At 43.2% G+C, this 23,629-nt stretch carries 18 protein-coding genes, 1 tRNA gene and 1 other RNA gene; 11 read left to right on the plus strand and 9 right to left on the minus strand.

Features of this window, described 5'->3' with window-relative positions; genetic code table 11:
- The first annotated feature begins 53 nt into the window (after nucleotides 1-53).
- The 5 genes from ACLIIY_RS11860 to ACLIIY_RS11880 all read left to right on the plus strand — a co-directional run bounded on the left by ACLIIY_RS11860 (nucleotide 54) and on the right by ACLIIY_RS11880 (nucleotide 5,676).
- Entirely contained in the window at nucleotides 54-1,241 is a 1,188-nt protein-coding gene (locus ACLIIY_RS11860) for a DUF3103 domain-containing protein (RefSeq protein WP_434527648.1), read from the plus strand.
- 168 nt (nucleotides 1,242-1,409) lie between these two features.
- Nucleotides 1,410-3,074 (plus strand): DNA repair protein RecN, encoded by a 1,665-nt coding sequence (recN, locus tag ACLIIY_RS11865; RefSeq protein WP_020196431.1) that lies wholly within the window; start codon nucleotides 1,410-1,412, stop codon nucleotides 3,072-3,074.
- Nucleotides 3,075-3,102: 28 nt separating this feature from the next.
- On the plus strand, nucleotides 3,103-3,585 hold the full coding sequence (locus tag ACLIIY_RS11870; RefSeq protein WP_409379801.1) for a GNAT family N-acetyltransferase: 483 nt from the start codon (nucleotides 3,103-3,105) through the stop codon (nucleotides 3,583-3,585).
- 247 nt (nucleotides 3,586-3,832) lie between these two features.
- Entirely contained in the window at nucleotides 3,833-4,192 is a 360-nt protein-coding gene (gene bamE, locus ACLIIY_RS11875) for an outer membrane protein assembly factor BamE (protein ID WP_005440242.1), read from the plus strand.
- Between the two features lie 218 nt (nucleotides 4,193-4,410).
- Nucleotides 4,411-5,676: an erythromycin esterase family protein gene (locus tag ACLIIY_RS11880; protein ID WP_009705602.1), complete on the plus strand. Its 1,266-nt coding sequence runs from the start codon at nucleotides 4,411-4,413 to the stop codon at nucleotides 5,674-5,676.
- Between the two features lie 56 nt (nucleotides 5,677-5,732).
- Here the strand turns inward: ACLIIY_RS11880 and ACLIIY_RS11885 are convergent, their stop codons facing one another.
- The gene (locus tag ACLIIY_RS11885; protein ID WP_038895981.1) at nucleotides 5,733-6,089 is read right to left on the minus strand and encodes an RnfH family protein; all 357 of its coding nucleotides are present in this window, start codon (nucleotides 6,087-6,089) and stop codon (nucleotides 5,733-5,735) included.
- Nucleotides 6,079-6,522 (minus strand): SRPBCC family protein, encoded by a 444-nt coding sequence (locus tag ACLIIY_RS11890; RefSeq protein ID WP_005424743.1) that lies wholly within the window; start codon nucleotides 6,520-6,522, stop codon nucleotides 6,079-6,081. The genes ACLIIY_RS11885 and ACLIIY_RS11890 overlap by 11 nt, the downstream gene beginning before the upstream one ends.
- A gap of 118 nt (nucleotides 6,523-6,640) precedes the next feature.
- On the opposite strand from ACLIIY_RS11890, the gene smpB reads away from it, so the two are divergent.
- From smpB to ACLIIY_RS11905, 3 genes are all read left to right on the plus strand, one after another.
- A complete protein-coding gene (gene smpB, locus ACLIIY_RS11895) occupies nucleotides 6,641-7,126 on the plus strand; it encodes an SsrA-binding protein SmpB (protein ID WP_005440253.1) in 486 nt (161 codons plus the stop codon).
- Nucleotides 7,127-7,194: 68 nt separating this feature from the next.
- Nucleotides 7,195-7,562, plus strand: a transfer-messenger RNA (tmRNA) gene (gene ssrA, locus ACLIIY_RS11900).
- Nucleotides 7,563-7,727: 165 nt separating this feature from the next.
- Entirely contained in the window at nucleotides 7,728-8,966 is a 1,239-nt protein-coding gene (locus ACLIIY_RS11905) for an integrase domain-containing protein (RefSeq protein WP_140291916.1), read from the plus strand.
- Nucleotides 8,967-9,043: 77 nt separating this feature from the next.
- Here the strand turns inward: ACLIIY_RS11905 and ACLIIY_RS11910 are convergent, their stop codons facing one another.
- The 3 genes from ACLIIY_RS11910 to ACLIIY_RS11920 are packed head-to-tail and all read right to left on the minus strand — an operon-like array spanning nucleotide 9,044 to nucleotide 14,913.
- Nucleotides 9,044-10,684 (minus strand): type I restriction-modification system subunit M, encoded by a 1,641-nt coding sequence (locus ACLIIY_RS11910; protein ID WP_156216589.1) that lies wholly within the window; start codon nucleotides 10,682-10,684, stop codon nucleotides 9,044-9,046.
- Between the two features lie 16 nt (nucleotides 10,685-10,700).
- Nucleotides 10,701-11,831, minus strand: a complete 1,131-nt coding sequence (locus ACLIIY_RS11915) for a restriction endonuclease subunit S (protein WP_434527649.1) — start codon at nucleotides 11,829-11,831, stop codon at nucleotides 10,701-10,703.
- Nucleotides 11,824-14,913 (minus strand): type I restriction endonuclease subunit R, encoded by a 3,090-nt coding sequence (locus ACLIIY_RS11920; RefSeq protein WP_258517528.1) that lies wholly within the window; start codon nucleotides 14,911-14,913, stop codon nucleotides 11,824-11,826. The genes ACLIIY_RS11915 and ACLIIY_RS11920 overlap by 8 nt, the downstream gene beginning before the upstream one ends.
- A gap of 492 nt (nucleotides 14,914-15,405) precedes the next feature.
- Here ACLIIY_RS11920 and ACLIIY_RS11925 point away from each other — a divergent pair, with 492 nt between their 5' ends.
- On the plus strand, nucleotides 15,406-15,843 hold the full coding sequence (locus tag ACLIIY_RS11925; RefSeq protein WP_140252924.1) for a DUF2787 family protein: 438 nt from the start codon (nucleotides 15,406-15,408) through the stop codon (nucleotides 15,841-15,843).
- Between the two features lie 436 nt (nucleotides 15,844-16,279).
- Nucleotides 16,280-17,341, plus strand: a complete 1,062-nt coding sequence (locus tag ACLIIY_RS11930; RefSeq protein ID WP_156216592.1) for a formylglycine-generating enzyme family protein — start codon at nucleotides 16,280-16,282, stop codon at nucleotides 17,339-17,341.
- A 52-nt stretch (nucleotides 17,342-17,393) separates the two neighbouring features.
- Here ACLIIY_RS11930 and ACLIIY_RS11935 read toward each other — a convergent pair whose 3' ends face one another.
- From ACLIIY_RS11935 to tssI, 3 genes are read right to left on the minus strand one after another with little or no spacing between them, the layout of a single operon-like run.
- Nucleotides 17,394-19,934, minus strand: coding sequence for a LysM peptidoglycan-binding domain-containing protein (locus ACLIIY_RS11935; RefSeq protein ID WP_156216594.1), 2,541 nt, complete (start codon nucleotides 19,932-19,934; stop codon nucleotides 17,394-17,396).
- A complete protein-coding gene (locus ACLIIY_RS11940; protein ID WP_156216596.1) occupies nucleotides 19,934-20,521 on the minus strand; it encodes a DUF4123 domain-containing protein in 588 nt (195 codons plus the stop codon). Before ACLIIY_RS11940 ends, ACLIIY_RS11935 begins: the two co-directional genes overlap by 1 nt.
- Nucleotides 20,503-22,761: a type VI secretion system tip protein VgrG gene (gene tssI / locus ACLIIY_RS11945; protein WP_156216597.1), complete on the minus strand. Its 2,259-nt coding sequence runs from the start codon at nucleotides 22,759-22,761 to the stop codon at nucleotides 20,503-20,505. The genes ACLIIY_RS11940 and tssI overlap by 19 nt, the downstream gene beginning before the upstream one ends.
- A gap of 350 nt (nucleotides 22,762-23,111) precedes the next feature.
- Here tssI and ACLIIY_RS11950 point away from each other — a divergent pair.
- A tRNA-Gly gene (locus ACLIIY_RS11950) sits at nucleotides 23,112-23,186 on the plus strand.
- 2 nt (nucleotides 23,187-23,188) lie between these two features.
- On the opposite strand, the gene ACLIIY_RS11955 is transcribed toward ACLIIY_RS11950, so the two are convergent.
- Nucleotides 23,189-23,560, minus strand: a complete 372-nt coding sequence (locus tag ACLIIY_RS11955; RefSeq protein ID WP_224067057.1) for a RecX family transcriptional regulator — start codon at nucleotides 23,558-23,560, stop codon at nucleotides 23,189-23,191.
- Nucleotides 23,561-23,629: the final 69 nt, after the last annotated feature.

Below are 23,629 nucleotides of genomic sequence, written 5' to 3' on the forward strand. Positions count from 1 at the left end.
CCATGAATAGAATATAAACTCTATTTCATACCAGTTATCTCAAAGGACGCATTATGAAAAAAACAATTATATTGTCCGCTCTCAGTACGTTAGCGCTTATGGGCTGCCAATCTGAGGAGGCAAAGGTTACCGATATTTCAAACGCAAAAGCCGAGGACATCACCAACACCAAACGAGCGTTGGCACAACAACTCAGTGAGAGCTACACCGACATAGAACCGATGCTGCGCCGAGACATCACCGCAGAGCACATCAATGTCCCTGTTTCTTCTTTTGTTGAACAAACTCCCCTATCGGCTTTCAGTAAACAACTTGTACAAGCCGATACACAAATTCGCTCATGGAAAGGCATTTCAGAATACTCAGAACAGCTTCTCGAAGTTCGCCTTGCAAATGAAGCGATGCTAGATGTATGGCAAGAAGGCAAAATTAGCCCCCTATTTGCTTTTGAACCAAGTGGTGATGATGAGCAATGGCAGTACATCGAAGCGTACGATGTCTATGGTCAAATCCACCAGTTGGACGTTTATCAACTTCCTGACGTACCGGTTTTGGTTATTGATAACAATAGCTCAGCAGAACTCAAAGCTGGCCTGCAAGCTATGCAAGCAGAGATGAAAAGCTTAGGTCAAGCAACCATGGTCCAGCCATATCTATCCGATAACCAGCGAGCTAATGCCCCTCTTCTGGCCAGTGCAGCAAGCTCCACTCAACCAATTCAAACCACGCAACTTAAGAAGATTCGTCTTTCAGATGATCAAGAACCTTGGATCTCGGGCAAAGCAGAAATCTACGCCATCGTTACTGGCGTCAATCCAAGCCGTGACGAGCCAACGTTAGATTTGGTCGAACTTCCATATTTGGATTACGACAATCAAGATTACTATCCGAACCAAATCATCATTCACTGGTCTCGTTACCGTTGGGGGGCGGCGGATATCGTCTTGATGGAGCAAGATGACGGCACCGATTACAAACAGTTAGCCAAGCTGCTTGTTCAGGTTGCAGAAGAAGTCCTGAAGGCAATTCCAGATCCAGAAGTACAGGCATATGCCATCATTCCTCAAATCACGAACAAAATTATCGATGCGATCCCTGATGGAGCACTCACCAACGATGATGATTTTGTCGATGTTTACTACACGCTGATGCAAGACACTTCTTATGTCGACCATCCAGGTGCTGGCGTCAACGCAGTGGTTACTTTAGAGCCGCTCACAATTAACCCAACTCGCCCGTAACTTGTTCAATTTAAATAGGTCGTTGCATTTTCTGCGACCTATTTTTCCCTTCTCCCTCACAAAAAATCGCTTCTTTGAGAAAAAATACCCAACCCACCTTTACTGTATAAAGAAACAGTATATACTGTTTTCTTATACAGTATTGTTCAGTTATACAGGTAAATAAAAATGCTGGCTCATCTAAGTGTTAATAATTTTGCGATTGTTAAATCTTTACAGCTCGAGCTTTCAAAGGGCATGACCACCATCACTGGTGAAACAGGCGCAGGTAAATCTATTGCAATTGATGCATTAGGTCTTTGTTTAGGCGGGCGTGCCGATGCAGGCATGGTACGACAAGGCGAAGAAAAAACAGAAGTCAGCGCAGCCTTTTTACTGGACAACAATCTACACGCAACGCGTTGGCTAGAAGATAACGACCTGCTGGATGGCAGCGAATGTATCTTGCGTCGCATCATCACTAAAGAGGGCCGCTCTAGAGCCTTCATCAACGGCAGCCCAGTCCCACTTTCACAACTCAAATCTCTTGGGCAGTTGTTGATCAACATCCATGGACAGCACGCTCATCATCAACTGATGAAAAGCGAGCATCAAATGGCCATGCTTGACCAATACGCAGGACATTTAAACCTACTCAAAAGCACACGCAGTGCTTACCAGCATTGGCGTCAGGCAGACAACAACCTTAAGCAACTAAAAGAGAACAGCCAGCAAAACCAGGCGCAAAAACAGTTGCTTGAATACCAAATCAAAGAACTGAATGAGTTATCGCTAGGTGAAGAAGAATTTGCAGAGCTCGAGCAAGAGCACAAACGACTGTCCAACAGCGGTGAACTTGCCGCTACCTGCCAGCAAGCCATCGAACTTATTTACGAAGGTGAAGAAGTCAATGCGCTTGGTATTTTGCAATCGGCCAATCACTCCCTAATCCAATTAGCGGAATTAGATGAGAAATTAGCTGAACTGCCAAACATGTTGTCAGAGGCAATGATCCAGCTAGAAGAAACCAAAAACGAACTTCGCAGCTACCTTGACGGCATTGATGTCGATCCGGGTCGCATGGCTTATGTCGAAGAACGTTTTTCTAAAGTGATGTCGATGGCTCGCAAACACCATGTGATGCCTGATGAGCTATACCAGCATCACCAAGATCTTCTGGCACAAATTGAAGCACTAGATTGCTCTGATGAACGCTTGGATGAATTAGCACAAGAAGTGGAACAGAAATACCAAAGCTTCTTAACTCAAGCAGAAAAACTGCACAAATCACGCAGCCGTTATGCTAAAGAATTGAACAAGCTAATCACGCAAAGCATGCACGAGTTGAGCATGGAAAAAGCCATGTTCAGCATCGAAGTGAACAACGAAAACGCGCATCCATCTCCACTAGGCATGGACAGCGTATGCTTCTTGGTTTCAACCAACCCAGGTCAGCCATTGCAGCCTATCGCTAAAGTCGCGTCTGGTGGTGAGCTATCGCGTATCTCCTTAGCGATCCAAGTAATCACCGCTCAAAAAGTCGACACACCAAGCTTGATCTTCGATGAAGTGGACGTAGGTATCAGTGGCCCAACAGCGGCCGTAGTTGGCAAGATGCTACGCAAACTAGGTGAATCGACCCAAGTCATGTGTGTTACCCACTTGCCGCAAGTTGCTGGTTGTGGTCACCAACAGATGTTTGTCGCGAAACACACCAAAAGTGGCCAAACTGAAACACAAATGCGCTCACTGGATGAAGAGCAACGTGTGGCAGAACTCGCTCGCTTACTTGGTGGCAGCCAAATCACTGACTCTACACTGGCAAACGCAAAAGAACTGCTTATTGCAGCTTAACGACTTAGCCTTAATAAGGGGATGAAATATGGATATCAGGACAGTCGACCATGAAAGCTGCTTAGATCTCATCCCCATTTTTACCGAATTAGAGCAGTACTACTTCAAAGAACAAGCAGCCACTGAGAAAGAGTTGGCACATTATCTCGAGTACAAAGTCTTTTCAGAGTACTCTGGCGTCAAAGTTATTGCTGCATACAACAACGACACCATAATGGGGTTTGCGACTTACACCGTGATGTTTCCTGCACCGAAACTCTCCGGGCAAATGTATTTGAAGGACCTATTCGTGTCCTCTTCTGCGCGAGGAAAAGGCGTAGGACTTAAGTTGATGAAATATCTCGCGTCTCTTGCTGTCAATCATGGTTGTCATCGATTAGATTGGACAGCAGAAAGCACAAATCCTACCGCAGGTCGGTTTTACCAATCGATTGGTGCTGAGCGAGTCAACGAGAAAGAGTACTATCGCTTTTCCGGCGATACTCTACTTGAGTTTTCACAAGCCAAATAACCAATGAATTTTCTCCTTCATTGGCCTGACAAACATGCCATTATTGTGCATGACAAACTGTTCAGTTCTCGGTTTAAGTGAATTTGTGAGTCATGTTCTGTCATTTAGCGTGCAATATCAGCGAATAAATGCAACTCAACTCAAAATTCGTTGTCAGATTTCCTATCATACGACGCATAGCTTTTTACATCTGCGTCGAGCTTGTTTATTATCAGCGCAGTATTTTAAAGGTTACTAAGAAATTATTATGCAATTAAAGAAGTGGTTAGTTGCCGTACCATTAGCAATGACATTGCTGACAGGATGTTCGGTATTGGAAAGACTGGTTTATCGTATTGATATCAACCAAGGCAACTATGTAGAACAAAGTGCGGTTGATAAATTAAAGTTTGGGATGACTAAAGCACAGGTTCGCTACGTTCTTGGTTCACCTATGTTGGTTGAAAATGGCTACCCGAACACGTGGTACTACATTTACCATCACACACCAGGTCACGGTGATTCCGTACAGAAAGATCTGATCGTTCAATTTAACGATCAAGGTACGCTGGCTGATCTCACTGGCGACTACCCGAAAAGTGATGCGTTTTACGAGAAGATTCAGTAAACAACCTTTATTTTCGCAGTATTCCTAAAGCCTCCTCATGGAGGTTTTTTATTGCTTGTCACTCACTCTAACTCCCTAATTCACAGCTTTATTTTCCCTCTTACTCTCCCTTCATCGCTTTGTTTGAATGGACTCGCAAATCCTCTTGCTGAGCATTTTTTATGCAACCACTCACATTTAATCTGAGTGAAGTAATGGTTCATGCAAGGAACACGAAAATGAAAGCAATGTCTTATGGTCTACTCGCCATCTCTTCACTCCTTTTGCTTGGCTGTGATGATGACGATTCGAAAGAACAAATCGCTATAACCTCCCATATCAACAGTTTGGAGTTTAATCATGCGGATGACTCAGACCTTGAACCCATCAGGCAAGCTGTAGCTGGTAAATCATTTATTGGCCTCGGTGAAGCGACTCATGGTGGAGCACAAGGCTACAAGTTGAAATCTCGTATTACCAAATACTTGCATCAATCTGGTGAAATCGATGTTCTTGCAATGGAGAGTGGCTTGTATGACGGACTTCGCTTGTGGCAACGCTTGATGGATGGAGAAATCACCGATGTACGAGACGCCATGCTCTACTCTTTCATGTTCCTCTACTCAGAAACTCCAGAAATCTACCCGTTATACGAGTACGTTGAGCAACAAGCGTTTACTGACAAGCCTTTGTATTATGTTGCATTTGATGGCAGACACAGCAGCGACCCTGCTTGCAGCACCATGCTGCCAGAAATGCAAACATTCGCAGAGAAGCACCAACTGATTAACCTAGATTGGGCAAGCTTTATCACCAACGGCGAGGCAATGATGTGCCCTTGGTATTTTGCCGAGCCAGACCACAGCGCGAAGCAAGCATTTATCAATCAACTTGCGTCTCTTAACTCTGTGATGTCTCAAATGAAAGCCGAACAACTCCTACCTCCATTGGAGCAAAGGCAAGATTTTCGTGAATACGCCACCTTCTGGTTGCAGATAGTCAAAAGCATGCAAGCGCATGTGCAAAGTCGTTGGTTTGATACCTACAACCCTGATGAAGTCATGCAAGCCGACAACTTACGATGGCTACAAAAAGAGTGGTTACCAGGTAAAAGCATTCTCGCTTGGGGCCACAACGTCCACATAAGCAACTACGTTGGTGCATGGCATGACAGCACCGGTGCGTTCTGGCATCTGCGCCAACAAGTAGACCCGAATGAAGTATACAGCTTGATTCATACCTTCGAAGATGGATACATCACGCCAATGGAATCCGATCCAGAGCTACGGGCAATTCCTCATTTTTCAACTCGTGAGATGGGAAGTGTGGAGAAACTCTTGGCGCAAAATGGCGTCGAAAATGCGTTTATTAAAATGGAAGATATTGCCGGGTTAAAACACCCAGATAGCATCATTTACCAACCTCTAAGCTACGCCAACGACCTAGCGGAAGGAATTATCTACACCAGAACAGAAACCCCGAGTTCGATAGATTCGCCAAGATAAACGCCAGAAACGACAAAACCTCCCAGTTGGGAGGTTTTGTTTTATATCTACGAGCGTTATTCCGCTGATTTTCTCAAGGTGTTTGGCTTACCGCCCGTCACAGGATCTGCATTCCCTGCCACTTTTGCTTGTTCAGCTCGTTTACGACGAATCTCTTTTGGATCCGCCAGTAGTGGACGGTAGATTTCGATTCGGTCCTTGTCTCGAACCGTCGCATCTAGTCGAACGTTGCGGCTGTAAACGCCGACTTTATTCTTCTTCAAATCAATCTCTGGGTACAATTCAAGTACACCTGACTGACGAATAATCTCTTCAACCGTTGCTTGGTTATTCACAACCAAATTGAACACACGCTGCTCCTGAGGAAGTGCATACACCACCTCAACATGAATCATATCCGACTCAATACTCATAGCACTCGTACACCTGTTTCGCACGTTTAGTAAAAGCGTTTACCATGTTGCTGGTTAGCTCATTAAAGATTTTGCCAAAAGCCATCTCAATCATTTTGCTTGAGAATTCAAACTCAAGTTTCAGCTCAACTTTACAAGCCTGCTCATCAAGTGCGGTAAAGATCCATCCACCACGAAGGGTCTTAAAAGGACCATCCACCAGATTCATCATGATCGCTTGGCCAGGAATAAGTTCATTAGAAGTTGTAAACGTCTTGCTGATACCTGCTTTCGCCACGTCGACAGAAGCCACCATACCTTCGCCCGAAGACTCAATGATTCGTGAACCTGAACAACCAGGTAGAAACTCAGGATACTTCGAAACATCATTGACCAGATCGAACATCTGCTCTGCACTAAAAGACACCAAAGCAGAACGGCTGATTTGCTTCATACACACTCCTATCGATACGCGTACAAGTTTAAGACTTGTGCCAATTTTACTTTTATTCGACGATAGCGCAAATAAAAGGATTTCCTAACGTATACCCAACCCGTATAATGAGGCCATTATGGTAAAGAAAAAATCAAAACAAAAAGCGGGTAGCAACACTATCGCGCTTAATAAAAAAGCTCGCCACGAATACTTCATTGACGATGAAATTGAAGCAGGCTTGGAGCTACAAGGCTGGGAAGTGAAAGCACTTCGCCAAGGTAAAGCCAATATCGCTGAAAGCTACGTTTTCATGCGTGACGGAGAGGCTTTTGTCAGCGGAATGACCATCACTCCTCTTAATCAAGCATCAACTCACGTTGTCGCAAACCCTACACGTGTGCGCAAACTACTAATGAGTCGTCGTGAACTCGACAATCTTCTTGGTCGCATCAACCGTGAAGGTATGACGCTAGCCGCGTTGTCACTTTACTGGTCTCGCTCTTGGGTGAAGATCAAGATCGGTGTAGCGAAAGGTAAAAAGCTTCACGACAAACGTACCGATCTTAAAGAAAAAGATTGGGCTCGTGAAAAAGCACGCGTAATGAAGAGTTCACTGCGTTAAACTTGACCACTTAGACGCATAGTACTGGACAGCCTAGGCTTTTCTGTTACTATGCCGATATTACCTCTGGGGCTGATTTAGGATTCGACGGGAATTCAGAAGTCTGAGGTGCATGCCGAGGTGCGGTAGGCCTCGTTAACAAACCGCAAAAAAATAGTCGCAAACGACGAAAACTACGCACTAGCAGCTTAATAACCTGCTCAGAGCTCTCTCGCCCTAGCTTCCGCACGTAAGACGGGGACCAACGAGGGATCAAACCCAAACGCGCTAGCCCGGATTCTCCCGCCTGAGAGATGAACGGCGAATTTTAATTCAGGATAGTCATTTACTAGCGTGTCGGTTCGCAGGTGGATGGTGAATTTAAAGATCGACTAAGCATGTAGTACCAATGATGAAAGGTTTTCGGACGCGGGTTCAACTCCCGCCAGCTCCACCAACTCAATAAACTAAGACGTCCCATGACGTCTTTTTTTATGTCTTCAACAACAAAAAATCAACAACTTAGCGTCTATTAACATCTCATAGCATCCCACAACATCTTTGACTTTTAGTAACCGCTGTAGTAACCATAGATTATGGACACTAACTAATGGTTACTACGATGCCTAGAATCACGAAACCTTTAACAGCAACAGAAGTTAAAAACGCAAAACCCAAAGAAAAAGAATATCGTCTTTCTGACGGACAAGGACTGCAACTCCGTGTACTCCCAAGTGGTTCTAAGCAGTGGCAGCTCAATTATTACCGTCCAACAAATGGAAAACGAGCTAATTTCAACTTAGGTCGACATCCAGAGATTAATCTCGCACAGGCAAGAAAAAATGCTTTACTTGCAAAAGAGCTAATTGCACAAGGTATAGACCCTCAAGAAGAGCAAAAGAGAAAGCAGCAAGAGTATAAAGAGGTTCACGAGCACACCTTTGCAAACGTAGCAAAGGAATGGTTTGAAATTAAAAAAGATTCGGTTACTCCAGACTACGCTACCGATATCTGGCGATCTCTAGAGCTTCATATTTTCCCTTACTTAGCTGAAACACCTGTTAAGGATATCACCGCTCCACTAGTCATTGAGCTGTTAAAGCCTATCGAGGCTAAAGGTAGTTTAGAGACAGTCAAACGTCTATCTCAGCGTCTCAATGAAGTGATGAACTTCGCCACCAACTGTGGGCTGGTTCAAGCTAATCCATTAACTGGCATCAAAGCCGCTTTTAAGAAGCCCAAAAAAGAAAATATGGCAGCGTTAAAACCAGCAGAGTTACCAGAGCTTATGGGAGCTATTGCAAATGCCAGTATCAAACGAACTACTCGTTGTTTATTGGAATGGCAATTGCACACTATGACTCGTCCTGCTGAAGCTTCTGGTGCTAAATGGTGTGAAATTGATATTGATGAAAAAGTTTGGACCATACCAGCAGAACGAATGAAGAAACGCAGAGAGCACCGTATCCCACTCACAGAACAAGCTATAGAGTTACTTGACGTAATGAAACCAATTAGTGGGCATAGAGAGTTTATTTTCCCTTCTGATCGAGACCCTAAGAAACCATGTAATAGCCAAACAGCGAATATGGCCCTAAAACGCATGGGATTTGCAGGAAGGCTAGTTAGTCATGGGCTACGCTCACTAGCAAGTACAACCCTCAATGAACAAGGATTTGAAGCCGATTTGATTGAGGCTGCTTTAGCTCACATCGATGATAATCAGGTCCGCAGTGCATACAACCGTACAGACTACCTAGAACGCAGAAAACCAATGATGTGCTGGTGGAGCGGGCATATAGGAGAGGCTGCCAAAGGCAGTCTCTCAGTAACTGGTATGAGGCAATTGAAGGTTGTTTAAATTTAACTAACGACAGAAAAAACAAAGGCTGCATCACTTTATTGTGTATGCAGCCCGTAATAGGTTGAAAATTATTGCTACCTAGGCAATGGAGGCAAACCTAGTTCTTTGAGGAAGCTGTTATGTTTGTCTAAAGCCTCATTGATGTCTTTCTCAATGTTCACTAACTTCTGGTGCTCCGCTTCTAAATTCACTTTAGGTTCAGCTTTAGCCGTACTTACGTATCGCGAGATATTTAAATTGAAATCATTCTTCTCGATCTCTTCCATTGAGACTCGACGAGAATAGCGTTCCTCTTGATCTCTAAATCTATACGTATCGACTATCTTTTGAATGTCTTCTGGGCGAAGCTTATTCTGGCGTTTACCTTTTTCGAAGTTCTCTTCATCACTAGCGTTGATAAACAAAACATCATCATACTTCTTACATTTTTTGAGCACTAAAATGCAAACAGGGATACCTGTTGAAAAGAACAGATTAGAAGGTAAACCGATAACAGTATCAATGTGCCCATCTTTTAATAGCTTACTGCGTATGCGTTGCTCAGCCCCACCTCTAAACAAGACACCATGAGGCAAGATAATAGCCATAGTACCTTCGTCACTTAAAAAGTGGAAACCATGCAGTAGAAAAGCAAAATCAGCCGCTGATTTAGGGGCGATGCCGTGATTCTTGAAACGAAAATCTTCTTTAAATTCAGCTTTATCTGACTCCCATCGATAACTAAATGGTGGATTTGCAACTACAGCGTCGAATTTCATCTTTTTGGCTGGATTCTTTTCATTGAGAATATCCCAATCATTAATCAGCGTATCACCATGAAAGATATCAAATTCAGTATCTTTTACTCCATGGAGCAACATGTTCATGCGAGCTAAGTTATAAGTGGTGATATTTTTTTCTTGTCCGTAAATCTTACCGATGCTACCACCAGCAGAGGTGATATGCTTACGCACATTTAATAGCAAAGAACCGGAGCCACATGCAAAGTCTAATACTCGATTTAAGTTCTTCTTTTTCCCCATCTTGGGTTCTTGGCTGTCTAATGTGACAATTTCCGAAAGGATAGTTGATATTGGTTGCGGAGTATAAAACTCGCCAGCCTTTTTACCACCATTGGCAGCAAACTCACCAATCAAGTATTCGTAAGCATCCCCTAAAATATCAGTATCAGTAGAGAATTGAGCAATACCTTCAGATACCTTTTGGATAATAGCACATAGCTTTGCATTACGATCTGATGGTTTTTTCCCTAATTTTTCTGAGTTTAAGTTGATCTCAGAGAACAAGCCTTGAAAACTACTATTGAAACTTTCATTCTCAATGTAATTAAACCCTTCCTCTAACGTTTTGAGCAACTCATCATCTTGAACCCTCGCCATTTCAGCGATACTTGACCATAAATGCTCAGGCTTAATGATGTAATGCAATTTACGGCGCATTTGAGTTTCAAAAAACGAGATGTCATCAGGGTTTTCGTCATACCACACTTCCAACGGGTTAGACATTTTTAGATCCCTAAGTACATCTTTAGGTAAATCAAGGTAGTCTTTTCCTAACTCTTTCTTAGCTGCGGCTTCAAAGTTATCAGATAAGTAACGTAAAAATAGAAAAGACAGCATGTAGTCACGGAAATCATCGGCATTCATTGCACCACGCAAAGTGTCCGCGATATCCCACAGAGTTTTACCTAATTTGTTTAATTGCTCTTGAGTCATCTCAATATATCTCTACTTATTGCTCTGTTACTGTTTTTTGCTCTACTAAATCAGGAAACAGATCTGGGTTAAACCGATAATTTTCCATAAAATCGCTTAAAATATTCCTGAAATGGCCTTTATTTTCTTCTGTCATTTCCACTGGCTCAAATAGAGAGTAATTCCCATGACTTAAAATATTAACCAATCTAGCATGCAATATTCCTTCAGGGTCGTTAGCTTGTTTTTTAATACAAGCAGAAAAATTATTAAACCCATGAAATGTAGCCGTCTTTTCCAATATACTTCGTAATATTGTAAAATGATAGGTAAACAAACTTCCAGATTCAGAAGCTTGGTGAAGTTGTTCTAACAATGCTACATGATGGAAAAATGGCGTGTCTCTAGTATATTTTAAAGAATATTGTTTATTATCTTTGTCGTGTTTTAGAAAGTATGGTTGTAATTTCCCTTTTTCATTCAATTCATTCCACATCACATTAAAAAATAGCGCATGATGAGATGAAATTACAGTTTTAATTGAACCGTTAGCTGCTTTTAACAATTGAGCAAGATGGCTAGCCACCGATATAGCATTATGATCATCCAATGAAGAAAGACAATCAGCTACTTTTTGTTGTTCCTCTATTTGTGTTGGTACAGGTATAGACAACAAAGAATATTCATTCCCATTAATACCAGGTTGCCCACTACGTGCAGAATTTACACTAACCCACTTCCAATATTGATCTGTAAATAGATATTGAAACAATAACTCTGAATTTAATTTTCTTTCATCAGGTTTAATTCGAATTAAGAAACCAGCAAATACGAGCTTTCCATCTTTTTCTCTATACTTGTAAGATTTACCTACACTAGCTCCTGTTCTAGCTAATACTATATCGCCAACATCAAGGTAGTTCTTCGCAATCACATCTCGTTCAACACTAACCTTGTTATCTTGTGAAATTTGCCCATTTTCTAGGATGTCAGTTATCCTTAGATAAGTTGGTAATTCATGAGAATAAGGAACAGCTGGAGCGTTAATACCATATTCAGGCTTACCTAAAAGGCATTCACCCAGTAATTTATTTTCCCAGCTGCCCCCATTCAGAAATTCGGGAAACCTCAGCTCTGGAACAAAAGTTTTACTTTCAACCTTACTCATATGCAGCTAACCCCGAAATTTCACGCCCTTGGGCTAGTTTATGTAGATAAGGAACCAAATCTTCCATCAATGCTAACTCTTTCTTCGTACGCTCTTTCCAGCTAAGATCTAGTGGCTCCAACAGATCCCCCAGCTTCTCGCCATCGAAAATCATTCGCCCCATAATTCCATCAACAAATGCCTGCAAACTCTCTATCGTTAAACCGTGCTTTATAGCCATATCATTTAATTCGCTGGTAGCCTTTTTCATTTTAAATGCTTGGTAGCCAGCGTGAATTTGTGACACATTCAATGCTTCACCAGAAGGTAAACTATGTATATAAGCAATTAACTCATCACGTTCAGACATCAAATTCGATTGCGAACAAATTAAATCAATGAGTTGCTGACGAGTCATGCTTTGCTTACTTGCTCCCTGAGTCGATTTAGCAATTAATCCCATGATGTAGTCATAATCGATTAAAGCAGATGCAAACAACACAAACTCAAACTCTAGCTGTTCGACCTCTTCAGGCAACTCTCCTGCCCCTTTATTCGTGTCTAGCTTGCGTTTCAAGTCTTTGGCTGTTTCTAAATACGCTCCTTTAAAGCCACGTAAGGTATCAATCGGTAATGTCGCTGCAACCTGAGCTTTCTGTTCGTCATCCAGTTCTGTGTATTGCTCTAGTTGGTTCTTAAATTTTTGTACTTCTTTGAAGTGATTAATAAAAGAAGCTCTTTGCGCGTCACCTTTAAGGTTCGTCACCTCTGAAGGCTCGCATGCTAAGCCTTGCTTTTGCATGAAAGCTTCTAGCTTATCAACTGCGTCTTTATATTTTTCAACAACAACAGGCGCAGGATCTACCAGCCAAATCTGTTCAGCACCTTCTTCTTTTTTACCAGAGAAGAGTTTAATTGCTTCATTGACTTCCTTTTCTTGACCTCGGAAATCTAAAATATTCCCCCAAGGCTTACTATCATTCAATACACGGTTAGTACGTGAAAATGCTTGTATAAGACCATGGTGTTTTAGGTTCTTATCCACGTATAAAGTGTTCAGGTATTTGGAGTCAAAACCTGTCAATAGCATATCAACGACGATAACAATATCTATCTTGTTTTTATGTGGATAATCAGCATTGTCGTATTGCTGATCTTTAATCCGCTGCTGAACGTCTTGGTAATAAAGGTCAAACTCATTAATAGTATGATTCGTTGAATACTGGTGGTTGTAGCTATTAATAATATCGATTAGTGCTTGCTTTTTACGCTCAGGCTCAACTTCGTTATCGGCTTTTTCTTGTGGGAGATCTTCCTGCAATTGCTGGATATCTTTCACATTTCGAGCGAGTGTATTTAAATCTGAAGAATCTTCTTTATCCTTATCACTAAGCTGCGCTGGTGGCGAAAATACACAGGCAATATTTAAAGGAATATAGTCTTCAGATTCTGACGCTTTAAGCTCTTGCTGGCTCTTAAACTCTTCGAAGTATTCAATCGCATGATTGATAGAAGCTGTTGCTAAAATGGCATTGAATCGGCGGTGATTCGTCACAGCATCATGCTTCTCTAATATCTCTTGAACGACAGCCCGTGGTGGAGGTGTAACTCTTGTCACCGTGGTTTCAGCTTCATCATTGCTAGCATCTGCTAATTGTTTGCTCGCAGAATGTTTGCCAAAAAAATCAATATGGAAGCTTAGAACGTTCTTGTCTTCAATTGCATGGGTAATCGTATAGTGGTGTAGCTCTTGTTCAAAGATACTCTCTGTGGTTTTAAAGGAACCCACATTGCCATCGATTTGAGTATACGTTGAGTTTTTTTCGAATATAGGAGTACCAGTAAAGCCAAACAATTGTGCTTCAGGGAAAAACTCTTTAATCGCTTTATGGTTTTCACCAAACTGAGAACGGTGACATTCATCAAAGATAAAAACAATACGCTTATCTCGTAATGGCTCTAATCGCTCTTTGAAGGTTTTCTTACCCTCTTTCAGTTTACTCTGGTTGCGTTTGCTATTTTCATCTAGCGCTAAGCCGAGTTTCTGGATCGTTGTAACGATGACTTTATCAGCATAGTCTTCTGACAACATACGACGAACTAACGTTTCTGTATTGGTGTTCTCTTCCACACAGCCGTCTTGAAACTTATTAAATTCTTCTCGGGTTTGGCGATCCAAGTCTTTTCTATCTACGACGAACAAGCATTTTTCAATGTCAGGATTATCTTTAAGCAGCGTTGATGCTTTAAAAGACGTTAGGGTCTTGCCTGATCCTGTTGTATGCCAAATATAGCCATTTCCTCGCCCTTCATGGATACAGTCAACAATAGCTTCCACCGCATAAATTTGATACGGACGCATCACCAATAGCTTTTGTTCCGATTGAACTAGTACCATATAACGGCTAATCATTTGGCCGAGAGTACACTTCGCTAAGAAGGCATCGGCAAAGTCATGTAAGTGCGAAATTTTACGGTTATTTTCATTAGCTAGTTGATAAACAGGTAAAAAACGCTCATCAGCATTGAAGCTAAAATGCTCATTACGGTTGTTAGCAAAGTAATAAGTATGGTGCTCATTACTGACAATAAACATTTGAATGAAGCACATCAGCGTATTGGTGTAGCCATTACCAATATCGCTTTTGTAATCAACAATTTGCTCCATAGCTCGACGCGTCACAATGTCGTAAGCCTTAAGCTCAATCTGAACCGTAGGAACGCCATTAATCAATAAAATCACATCGTAACGGTGATTGCTTTCATCCGTATTCATGCGCAATTGGTTAATGACTTCAAACTCATTTTTACACCAATCTTTAATGTTCACTAAGGTGTAATGTAATGGTGTGCCATCTTCACGCTGAAAGTAACCACGTTCACGCAGCGTTTGAGCAGCTTCAAAAACATCAGCTGTAATGATGTCTTGGTACAAGCGCTCAAATTCATTGTCAGTAAGACTGACGAAGTTTAACGCCTCAAACTTTTCACGAAAGTTCTGCTTGAGAGCTCGCTCTGTTCGGATATCTTTCCGGTACGAATACTTTAGATCGCCCAACTTATCTATGAGCGCTTGTTCAATTTGAGCTTCTTTCGTTATCATTTTTTGCTACCAAATACGTAAATCAATAAATACGTCATAATGACTGGTCTCGACTGATGGGCATTGTACCCTAACCACATCGAACTATGAATCGAATGGAATGACTAATAGCACTCTCTGGTTAACGAACAAACTAACCGTAAAATCCATAAAGCACGCCACACTCTGCTCTTCCTTTTCTATCGTTTATTTGATCATCAATGAATTTAATGATTCCCAAGGTTTCTCAATGAGAAAGCCACACTTGTAGCTTCACCAATCTCTAGCACAAACAACGCTTATGACTAGCCCATCTAAACAAAATAAACTTAGATATATATTACCTTCGTGCATACCTTAACCAATTAATTTTTAGGAGTTTTTATGCACAAGACACTCTCCAAAGTAAACATTCTAATTCCTCGCCTGTTAACTCCCGATGTTACCAATCCAAAACAGAATATCCCCTCCTTCAATAACTTTGACGATGAATTTCTTTCTTAGGAAGCTCACATGACAACACTAAACTTCACTTCCGTTTCATTACCAGTATCCAAGCAGTTTCAACAACTATTAAGCGAACACTGTCAAACGTTACTTGCTTCAGATGGTTGGGAAGCCACCAGCAAGCGCTTGACTCTCAGCTTTCGTGATAAAAGCTATAGCGTAGAAAACGGCGGTTCCCATCCAGTTGAAGTTGGTCTAAACATAACCAATAAGGTAAATGTAACGATCATTTACATCACTGATTTCGCTTATGTAGGGAATCTGTATCCAGAGATAAAACGTCATATTGATTTCGACTTTAGTCACCAACTCTATTTCACTATTGAAGCGGGTTGGCAGCGTATCCAATCATCCAAAGTGGAGGACTTATATCGAATATGGGAGAAAAGCTTTATTAAGCATGTCCGAGAGGGGAGCTATGACGAAATTAAAGTCATACTCTAATATTCGTTTGTAAACTCTCGCGCAGCTAGCACATAGCAAAAGTATTTAACGATGGCTATTCACTCTAAACTTATCAATAAACACACGATAAAGCACTTATTCACTCATCGCGCCCCTCCCTCCTAGCTATCATCCAATCTTGTACTTCAAATATATGTCATCGCTGTGAATCTCTTTACCTATGTTACTTAGAGGGCAAGCTATGACTTATTCCCCTAGCCATCATAATCTGGTTCAGTTTAAGGTTGCTATTTGATGGCACTGAATACTCCTTGTCTTTGGAGTATTCAGTGCTTGACCACAAAGTAGCTTCTAAGACAATGTCCCCCCCTAAAACAGGAACGAAGTCGTTATAACTAGTCATACAGTGTCTTTGAAACTGTTTTCGCCTTTTATTTTTGCGTAAAATATGCCCATAAAGTAAAAGGAATACCAAATGAAAAACAGATGGTTAGGTATGGCTTGTGTGCTTCCCTTATTGGTTGCGTGCAATGGCGAGAGTTCAGCAATCCCAGTGTCTAGCAAGACCGTATCTCAAAAGCAAATCGATACGATTGTGTCGAACATCAATAAGCTTTATCCAGAGGCAACTCAAGAGCAAAAATTGAGAGCAGCAAAAACCGTAGTACGAGCGATTGAAGAACTTGTGTTTGTTGAAGGTGGTAGCTTCGAGATGGGGGACTTTGGTGCGCCATGCGAAATTCCAAGCGGCACACCAAGTCGAATGGATTGGTCACCAGATGTGCAGTGTTTTAGCTCCCCGAGTACCGGAGAAACCGGTGCTTATAACCTGCACAAGGTAACATTGGACTCATACTCGATTGCAAAATTTGAAACGCGTTTTATTGATATGGAGTGGATGCGTCAGCTTAAAAAATTACCTGTTGCAAGTAGTTTTGGCCCCAAGACTCTCAATTATGAGGTGCTTCGTGATAGCGAATGGTACAACACTCTGACGACTGATCTTAAGAACAACGCAGCACCAACTAAAACATGGCAAGAAGCTAAAGACTACTGCCAATGGTTAGGTGATGTCAGTGCATTACCATTCGATCTACCAACGGAAGCACAATGGGAATATGCCGCCAGAAGTCGTGGGGAAAAGGTATATTTTGCAACCAACAATGGTTATGCACAGCTCCAAGGTGACCATTACTTTGACCCTGTATCTAATCGTTATATTAAATACACGGATGAAGAGGTGAATGCAGCTGTAAGTATCAAAGATGTGGACGCGTACCCGCCTAACCCATTAGGAGTGGCTGGTATGTCGAACCAAGTCAGTGAGTGGGTTAATGATTGGTATGCCAAAGATTATTATCTTGTCTCACCAGAACATAACCCGCAAGGTCCCGAGTCGGGTATAGAAAAAGTGCGCCGTGATGCGGCGGGAACCACTATGGTCTTTTCACGTATTCCCCATGCCCCAGTCGAAAAAAAATACTATGTATCTGTAAGCTTTCGTTGCGCGCTTCAGCAAACCACACCAGCTAAGTAATGGTGCGAAAAAGAGGAAATAGGTCACAACGACCTACTTCCTCTCGCTAGGTTTATCGATACGGCAGATATTCATCGCTAGGTGCGGTAATTTGGGCTTTCTTGCGTGCAAGTGCCTCACCACTTAACGGTGTGTAAGGCTTGCTGGTAGCATCCAGTTTATTTTTCTCTGCTAACTGCGTCACCCACAAGTTAAAGTCATGCTGCTGGGTGTTGTCCAAAATTGCATTAATGCGCGCAAGGTTATCAAACATCGCTTTCTCACCAGCAATAGCACGCCCATCTGGGTTCATGCGTTGCAAAATCTCTTCAAACTTATGCCAACTGTAAGTGCTTTTGCAAAGCAATTTATGTATTGCACTCTCTTGTTGCTCATTAAAACTAAACAAAAACTCTTCAACCAATACATCGAGCATAATCCCAATAGTCTCGGGTAACAGTTGCTCGAATGGCACACCTGACAATGTCGATTCGTCAAGAATACGAGTGGCTAGAGCAATAGCTTTTTCTTGGCGATCTTTATAATTATTGAATGAAGCCCTTAAGTTATTTACTTCTGCTTCACCCTCTAATAGAACCCTCTCAAACACTTGAGCCGGATCGGCAATCAAGTCTCTAGCAAATGCAACCAGTGTTGAGTTAACCAAGTATTCATATGCTCTGCGGTCAATATTATTCAAAAACCGATAATCAACGTATTGCAACCCTTGTAAAATAATTTTGGTCAGTTCCCAGAGTTGGGTCGTGTCGAGCATCGCGCCAAAACCGCCGCCAGCACCAAAACCACAAACAATCTGACCTGAGCATTTGACATAAAATTTACCGTCCTCTAGAGCCAGTTGAAACTCAGCGTTGACGCCAGCGCCAAACGCAATATTACCTTCTGGTTTGACTTCAGCTAATACTTGAAACTCTGCTTCTTTGCTTTCCTTTTGAGTACCTTCTTCATCTGTTGAAGAAGAGGCATTTTTAGGTGGTAGCCACTCAACGCCACCCACTAACTGACCATTAGCCTGCATTCCCGCAAACCCTTGCACCTTAAAACCGACGTCACCTTTAGCCCCTTGGGCAAGGTTCACTTTCGGTGAATACATTACGCCAACGCTCTCTCCATATTCATTGACATCTCTGCTTTGTTGACGCCCACCCGCAGCAACGCTTGCTCTGCCTTCCGCCATTGCACCAGTAAAGCAGCCAATTGCCACTTTGCCGACAAAACGGAAGCGACCAAATGAATGAGTCGCTGTTTTTTTATTTGCATCGAGGTAAGTGAGTCGGATGTGCCAACCTTTCTCGTACGGAAGGTAAAGATTGGCTTCGACTTTGGCTTCTGCGAGCGATACACTGGCCTCTGCGCCAATACCGATGTCGACTCGCCCGTTCGTGGGTTCAAACACGGTCGCAACACTGGCCTGAGCACCCCAGCGAAGCAACTGCGCTTCTGGGCTAATCGCAAATCGTGTTTCACCACTTTCCGTTAAGTATTTCTGAGTGGACTTCCATTCGTGGAATTTACCGCCGTCTGCTTTCCATTCGGCAAACTTCGCTTCGACCTTAAACTCTTTGGTGCTCTCTTTGATGTCTTTCGCAATCTCCTGACTCAGACGATTTAAGTCCCCTCGCTTGAGCGCCGCGTGGGCATTACTGTGATGGTAAGACTGGCTCCAACGTGGCTTTTCTCGTTCAAAAAAGGCGTGACGAAGGTACACGTAACGACCTTGGTTGATGGAGTAGGCTTCAACGACATGACGCTTGGCCTTTTGTGTCACAAGCTGAGTTTTATCATTGGTGAAATTGTTCGCCTCAATGCCAAGTTTGGTTGGGCTTTCTTCTTTGGGTTTTGCTTTCGTTTCTAGCTTTTTGAATGCATCAATTTTACGGTCTAACTGACGAAGGGTTTCTTTTCTCAGTGTTTCCATCGAGGTTTCTTCAAGCCAACGGTAGCGGTATTGCTCTACAAAAGCTTTTCGCTGTTGCAGTGAAGTGAGTCTGTCTTGAGTTAAATCGAGGTTCGGGTTTGGCTTGGGCTGCGCCGCTCTCATGGCGGCGGCACGTTGTGAAGCAGGGCTTAACGGGCGGCTGTTATCACCGAAAATACCCGCGTGCATGGCATCTTCAAACCACGCAGTTCTCTTCAAGGTATGTTGCTCAAGTGCTTCTCGGGTCGCCTCTTTATCGCTAGGGGCAGAGCTTAATAACGTCTTATAGCTTTCGACTAAACGGTCGGTTTCCTTTGCTTCATGCTCTAGCTGGTTGCTGGCTTTCTCGTCTAATAAATAATATTCCAGCGGACCATCGCCTGTAATAAAGACCACATCATAAACACTCTCTCCCTTCTTACACAGCGGAGGCGCAAACAATGTGCCGTCGTTAGAGCACGGACGCATCGCTGATACAGGCTCTACCGGGTAGGTAGGCTCAACAGGTTCAATCGCCGATTCATCCGGCAAGGTAAGCGCCTCACCGATACGAATAAAATCAGGGTTTGCTTGATATTGAGGATTCAGTTCAAGCAATGTGGTGAAGTCCACCTCTTGCTCAATCGCAATTTGTAGCAGTGTGTCACCGGATTTGATGGTGTAAGTTTGGCTCATTAGGCGTTTACTCCTTGCCAATGGGCTGAGATTAAGTTCATGAGTTGAGTTTGCGACGACGTTAAATCCCAAATGGATGGCGTGCTCTGCTCTAGCATGTGCCATGAGGCGTCCAGCCAATCGCGGTCAAACCATTGAATACGAGTCAACGATGGAAAGAACTGCTGCCTTTGATGGGTTGTCATTGACCCGATGAGAGAGACCAGTTTGCGAGGTTCATAAAAACGCATCATCGCTTGTGTCTTACCATGCTGCACAACAAGGCGTCGGCGTAAGGACTCGGCCACACTAGCCATATCCACAGAGCTAGGGGTAAAGAGAAGAGAGCCTGAAGGCGTCATTTCTAGGTGGCTTTTAACGCTTTCGAGTGTTTGTTTACTGACAACCTCCGCCAATACCGGCCCATTACCCAAGGCTGCGAATCGAGTGTGAGCAAAAAGTGGAACACTTTCGCCTTCCGATAGGATTTCCTCCCAGTCCGACCACAGCGTAGGTTCAAGCAGCACATAAAGCTTTTCATCAGCGGATGGAAATAGCGGCTCGTTAAGTTGAATGTCCCATTCAGGGTTTAGCTGTGCAGTTGGCATGTTCTTCCACTCCCACAATCACAAATCTCTTGCAGTAACGTGCCATCTTCAACTAATCCTGCATACGCCGCTGGTGACATCACAGGCATCGCTTTCATCGCCAACGATGGTTTCTTTGGCCTTCTTGTGGAAACGCTGCTGTTGCCGTTTGCCGCGCCGCCCGGATTGATGTCTACCTTGCCTCCCGTAGCGGTAACGTTACTTGCACCATCAATCGTGATTGAAGTGCCGTTTAAATGAATATTACCGCTGCTCTTTAGCACTAAGCTGGATGCTCCGACTTGCACCTTGATTTCATCCGCAGAGACCACCGCTGTTTCACCATCAGAGCGGATAGAGGTATTGCCGTTGACTTCAACACTGAGGTGATTACCGACATTGTGTGTGTCGTCTGCGCCCACATCGATGGAGCGCGATGCTTTAATAACCGTATTTTGGTCTTGACCTACGTCCAATGAATCGTCTTTACCAATCAAGGTCTGACGATTTTCATCGATGTATAAATCTCGGTTGTTGGCGACTTTCTCGGATTCATTCGCGTTGTAAGTAACGTGAACATCTTCCTCAACTTGCTCCATAAAGGTTTGCTTGGTAATGGAGGTTTTATGCCCATCAATGACTTCTTTACGGTCGCCTAAGATGTTGTTTTCTTGGTTGTTGCCGACGTTTAACTCTTCATCATTACCGATATCTCGGTAACGGTTATTGAGCACTTTGGTCTTCATGTCTTTTTGAGCACGGAAGTGAACCTCTTCTTGGTCACTCTCATCCTCAAAGTACATTTCGTTGTAACCTTCAGCCTTATGGCTTTGGGTTCTGAACACGGTGCGCGTTTTGTTTTCTGGTAATGGGTATGGCGGCGTGTGTAAACCGTTGTACACCGCGCCCGTCACTAGTGGACGGTCTGGGTCACCCTCTAGGAAGGTCACAATCACTTCATGCCCAATACGAGGTAGATAGACTGCTCCCCAGTTGGGTGCTGCCATTGATTGACTAACACGTAACCAACATGAACTATGTTCATCGCTTTGTGCGTAGCGGTCCCAATGGAACTGAACTTTGATGCGACCATATTCATCGGTGTAGATTTCTTCACCCGCAGGACCAACCACAACCGCAGTTTGAGGACCATCAACGACAGGTGACGCCATTTTAGGTGCACGGAATGTTACGTCCCTTGGTAAGCAGACAAACTGATTGTGATAAGTCGTAGGCTCATCGCTCGATTCTTCTTCGTGTACACGGGGGTTAAAACCCGTGTGCATCACCGTTAACATGAGGTAATCACGGTTGATGTTGGAACGAGGGTGCTGGCTGATATCGAAGCTGTAGCCTGCGGTGAGACGCATGATATCGCTCGCAGCTTCAATCTGATGGCTGTCCACCGTGTATTCGGACATCCACTCCGTTACACGCTGCTGCCCTAAATCCGGTGATGTATAACGGCCAAGATAGTCGTAGCGCTGCAAATCAAAGTTCGGGCCTTCATCGGCGCTTTTTCCTTGTGGGATTTTCGGCGTGAGATAGTTGTAATCGCCATAGCTGACGATGCCAGTGCGAGTACGATGCGTTTGTTCGAGGTCGAAGATGTGTTCTCGATCTGGCGTGCCACCACCTTGGGCATGATAAATCACAGGTCCTAGGTAAGAAGCATTAGTAGGTGAACTGATGAGCTCAGGTATCGCATCGTTGCTATCGACGATGACCATGGTATGTCCAGCCTCGTTATGCTCGAAATAATACCAAAGGCCGTGCTCTGCCATTAGTCGCTGTACAAAATGCTGGTCGTTCTCACGGTATTGAAGAACGTACTCTTTCGCTTCGTATTGCGCTGATAGTTCAAAGCGGTAATCGCTCATACCTGCATCATCAAAGACCTGACGAATGATGTCGGGAGCCGCTTGCATCTGGAAGATTCGACAGTCTTGGCGCTGAGTGAGAAACCAAAGGTGTGGAACCAAGGTAATATGATAGCGCGAGAAGCGGCGACCAGAACCTAAATAGCGAAGCTCAGAGATACTGCCATTAAACTGACGAGCAGTCCCCATACCTTGACCAAACAAGCTTAGGACGCCCATTTTTCGGCTTAACATATCAAATGTAATGGCATCATCATCGGACAACACCGTCAGGTTCATTTCAAAGGGGGAAGAGACTGTCTCTGTTATTCGAAAGCTTTCGACTTTAAATACACCAGAGAACCCGGAAACATCAAAGGTGAAATTTACATCATTAACCATACCATTCGGCTCTTATGACAACGAGGAAGTAAGCGGAAAAGGTTCACCGCCACACGTTAAATAGTCGAACTGTATCAAGGTAATGCAGCAAGGGCATCGTGACGAACTGACAGGATAAACGCCCCTTCAAAGAGGCTATTAATCTAAACACAGACTTATATTGATTGTCGGCACTCAATAAAGGAAGGATTTATTAGTGATAAGAACGGTGACTTAATTTTCGCTTGCTCTCATTATGAGAAGTTATTCACATTAAATCTTTGTAGCGAGACATCTGAAGCGACAAAAAGGCATCGAATGTAAAAAGCACTAGACACCACATTATTCTTCAAGGAAGATACATCAGCATCGCGTACATCGTATAATGGCTATTACCTCAGCCTTCCAAGCTGATGATGCGGGTTCGATTCCCGCTGTACGCTCCAGTTCAAAATTCAAAACGCTCATCTCTCAGCACACTCCAGATATCCGTTAATCGGTGCCCTTTCTTTTGTAAATACATAACCACTTGAGATTGATGATGTTCATCTATTGGTCGCTCTGAACCGAAGCGAGCTACTTTACAACGCTTAGTTTGCACCACATGGTCAAATTCCGCTTGAAGAAGCCTCAAAGCTTGCTCCACTTGCAAAAAATTATAACGTCCACTAGCCAACTTTTGCGCTATCACACTAAACCCTAAATGTTCTTTCATCATAGCTCTTATTGCTCGTTGAATATCTGCACGGTCATCAATTCGCCCGCTCTCGTAAAATGGGACAAAATAAGAGTATAGATAGCTCGGTTTTACTGTAAGCATTAAACGCTGTCGTACGTCTTGTGATGTTGAAGTTGGATATCGTTGTAGGACTCGTTCAATACGGAGCTT

The sequence above is a fragment of the Vibrio sp. K4 genome (assembly GCF_051122595.1).
Taxonomy (GTDB): Bacteria; Pseudomonadota; Gammaproteobacteria; order Enterobacterales; family Vibrionaceae; genus Vibrio; species Vibrio owensii.

Excerpts from the sequence above, each read along its gene's own strand:
- ACLIIY_RS11860 (WP_434527648.1), top strand. The coding sequence starts at position 54 with ATGAAAAAAACAATTATATTGTCCGCTCTCAGTACGTTAGCGCTTATG.
- recN (WP_020196431.1), top strand. The coding sequence starts at position 1,410 with ATGCTGGCTCATCTAAGTGTTAATAATTTTGCGATTGTTAAATCTTTA.
- ACLIIY_RS11870 (WP_409379801.1), top strand. The coding sequence starts at position 3,103 with ATGGATATCAGGACAGTCGACCATGAAAGCTGCTTAGATCTCATCCCC.
- bamE (WP_005440242.1), top strand. The coding sequence starts at position 3,833 with ATGCAATTAAAGAAGTGGTTAGTTGCCGTACCATTAGCAATGACATTG.
- ACLIIY_RS11880 (WP_009705602.1), top strand. The coding sequence starts at position 4,411 with ATGAAAGCAATGTCTTATGGTCTACTCGCCATCTCTTCACTCCTTTTG.
- ACLIIY_RS11885 (WP_038895981.1), bottom strand. The coding sequence starts at position 6,089 with ATGAGTATTGAGTCGGATATGATTCATGTTGAGGTGGTGTATGCACTT.
- ACLIIY_RS11890 (WP_005424743.1), bottom strand. The coding sequence starts at position 6,522 with ATGAAGCAAATCAGCCGTTCTGCTTTGGTGTCTTTTAGTGCAGAGCAG.
- smpB (WP_005440253.1), top strand. The coding sequence starts at position 6,641 with ATGGTAAAGAAAAAATCAAAACAAAAAGCGGGTAGCAACACTATCGCG.
- ACLIIY_RS11905 (WP_140291916.1), top strand. The coding sequence starts at position 7,728 with ATGCCTAGAATCACGAAACCTTTAACAGCAACAGAAGTTAAAAACGCA.
- ACLIIY_RS11910 (WP_156216589.1), bottom strand. The coding sequence starts at position 10,684 with ATGACTCAAGAGCAATTAAACAAATTAGGTAAAACTCTGTGGGATATC.
- ACLIIY_RS11915 (WP_434527649.1), bottom strand. The coding sequence starts at position 11,831 with ATGAGTAAGGTTGAAAGTAAAACTTTTGTTCCAGAGCTGAGGTTTCCC.
- ACLIIY_RS11920 (WP_258517528.1), bottom strand. The coding sequence starts at position 14,913 with ATGATAACGAAAGAAGCTCAAATTGAACAAGCGCTCATAGATAAGTTG.
- ACLIIY_RS11925 (WP_140252924.1), top strand. The coding sequence starts at position 15,406 with ATGACAACACTAAACTTCACTTCCGTTTCATTACCAGTATCCAAGCAG.
- ACLIIY_RS11930 (WP_156216592.1), top strand. The coding sequence starts at position 16,280 with ATGAAAAACAGATGGTTAGGTATGGCTTGTGTGCTTCCCTTATTGGTT.
- ACLIIY_RS11935 (WP_156216594.1), bottom strand. The coding sequence starts at position 19,934 with ATGAGCCAAACTTACACCATCAAATCCGGTGACACACTGCTACAAATT.
- ACLIIY_RS11940 (WP_156216596.1), bottom strand. The coding sequence starts at position 20,521 with ATGCCAACTGCACAGCTAAACCCTGAATGGGACATTCAACTTAACGAG.
- tssI (WP_156216597.1), bottom strand. The coding sequence starts at position 22,761 with ATGGTTAATGATGTAAATTTCACCTTTGATGTTTCCGGGTTCTCTGGT.
- ACLIIY_RS11955 (WP_224067057.1), bottom strand. The coding sequence starts at position 23,560 with ATGCTTACAGTAAAACCGAGCTATCTATACTCTTATTTTGTCCCATTT.